Consider the following 1753-nt stretch of genomic DNA (forward strand, 5'->3'; position numbering starts at 1 on the left):
ATCATTAATATGGAAAACTTTACCCGCCTCAGCCCCTGCTTTAGGCTAGGGCGACCTCTCATGAACGGAAACGTGCGCCATGTTGCAACGCCTGCTCTCCCTGCTGCTGATCTCCCTCTGCCTCTTCCCCGTATTCGCTCAGGCCAATGACGCTATCACCGAGGTGGAGGAGCTGCTGCAGAGCGTGCCCAAAACAGACACCCCGGAAAACCAGAAGCTGCGGGAAAGTTATCAGCAGGCGCTGCAATTTGCCCGGGAAGCCCAGCGCTATCGCGAGCAGGGCAAGGCCTATCAGCAGATCCTCATCGACTACCCCAAGGAGTCGGCCCGCCTCAAGGAGCGCCTGCACAACTATCAGCCCCAGCCCCGCCCGCAGCTCTCCTCCCTGAAGGAGGAGGCGCTGCGCCAGGCCATCGGCCTGAGCAGCAACCGCCAGCTCAACCTGCGCAAGGAGCGCCAGGCTGTGATGGACAGCCTCAACCAGCTGGAGAGCACGGGTCAGGAGTATCACCTGCGGGTCGACGAGCTGCGCAAGCAGTTGCAGCAGACTCGCACCCTGCTCGATCGGCTCAGCTTCAGCAGTGAATCGGACCGCCAGCAGGAGGCCAAGCAGCTGGTCACCCACCTCAAGGAGCAGAGCCTGTCAGACCGGATCCAGATGCTGGAACTGGAGCAGCTCTCTGCCCAGCAACGCAACGATCTCGGCAAGCTGAAGTTGCAGGATCTCAACCTCGCCATCACGGACGAGGATGAGTGGCAGACCAGCCTGCTCAACCAGCAAAACCAGCTACGGCGCGAGAAAACGGAGCAGGCGCTGGCGGAGAGCGAGCGGATGCGCAAGCAGCTCACCTCCGACATGCCGCTGCTGCTGGAACAGCAACAGCAGAACCAGGCGCTCTCCATCCAGCTCGGCGCGCTGGAAGATCAGATAGAGCGGGTACAGGACGATCAAAGGGCCATCGACAAGAACCTCTCGGCCCTGAACGATCTGGCCAACTCGGTGCGCGAGCAGATGGAGTGGCTGCAGATCAGCAATGCCTACGGCGAGAACCTGCGCAGCAAGCTCTCCGATCTGCCGGCCTACTTCCCGCTCGACAAGCTGGAATCCGCCATCGTCAACGCGCGCATGGCCAAGTACCAGTACGAGACAGAGCAGGACGCGCTCAAGGATCCGCGCCAGATGCGCGAGCAACTGATGGCCACCGGTGACATGGCCCTCGACCGATCCCAGCAGGCCGTGCTCGACAACCTGCTCAAGGCCAGGCGGCAGTTGCTGACCCGCCTCAACGACGCCTCCGACAGCCTGATCCAGGAGCTGACCCGACTCAAGCTGCTCTACAGCCGCCAGAACAGCAAGATCGACGAGATCCGTGATCTCAGCGCCAGCCACCTGTTCTGGATGCCGGATGTGCGCCCGCTCACCCCGGCCGTGCTACTCGGGGTACCGGCAGCCCTCGGCCTCGCCCTCAACCCGGTCAACTGGTTGCAACTGCCCCAGGCCATTGCCGATAACCACCCCATCACCCTCACCTTCGCCGGTATCGGTATCCTGGTGCTGGCATGGTGCTGGTTCAAGCTGGCCCGCCATCTGACCCAATTCAGCCAGCACATAGCGCCACGCATCGGCAAGGTGACCCAGGACAAGTTCAGCCTGACCAGCCGGCTGCTGATGCGCTCCCTGCTTGCCTCCCTGCCCCTGCCCGCTATGGTGCTGATGGTGCGCGGCCTGCTCGACGACGCCTGGCAATATCCG

General features: G+C 62.6%; 1 pseudogene. It reads left to right on the plus strand.

Features of this window, described 5'->3' with window-relative positions:
- Nucleotides 1–79: 79 nt before the first annotated feature.
- Nucleotides 80–1753, plus strand: a pseudogene (locus AAC083_RS22350) (miniconductance mechanosensitive channel MscM); the annotation flags it as partial.

Origin of the sequence: Aeromonas sp. HMWF014, assembly GCF_963878295.1 — a bacterium.
In the GTDB taxonomy this organism is placed as follows: Bacteria; Pseudomonadota; Gammaproteobacteria; order Enterobacterales; family Aeromonadaceae; genus Aeromonas; species Aeromonas popoffii.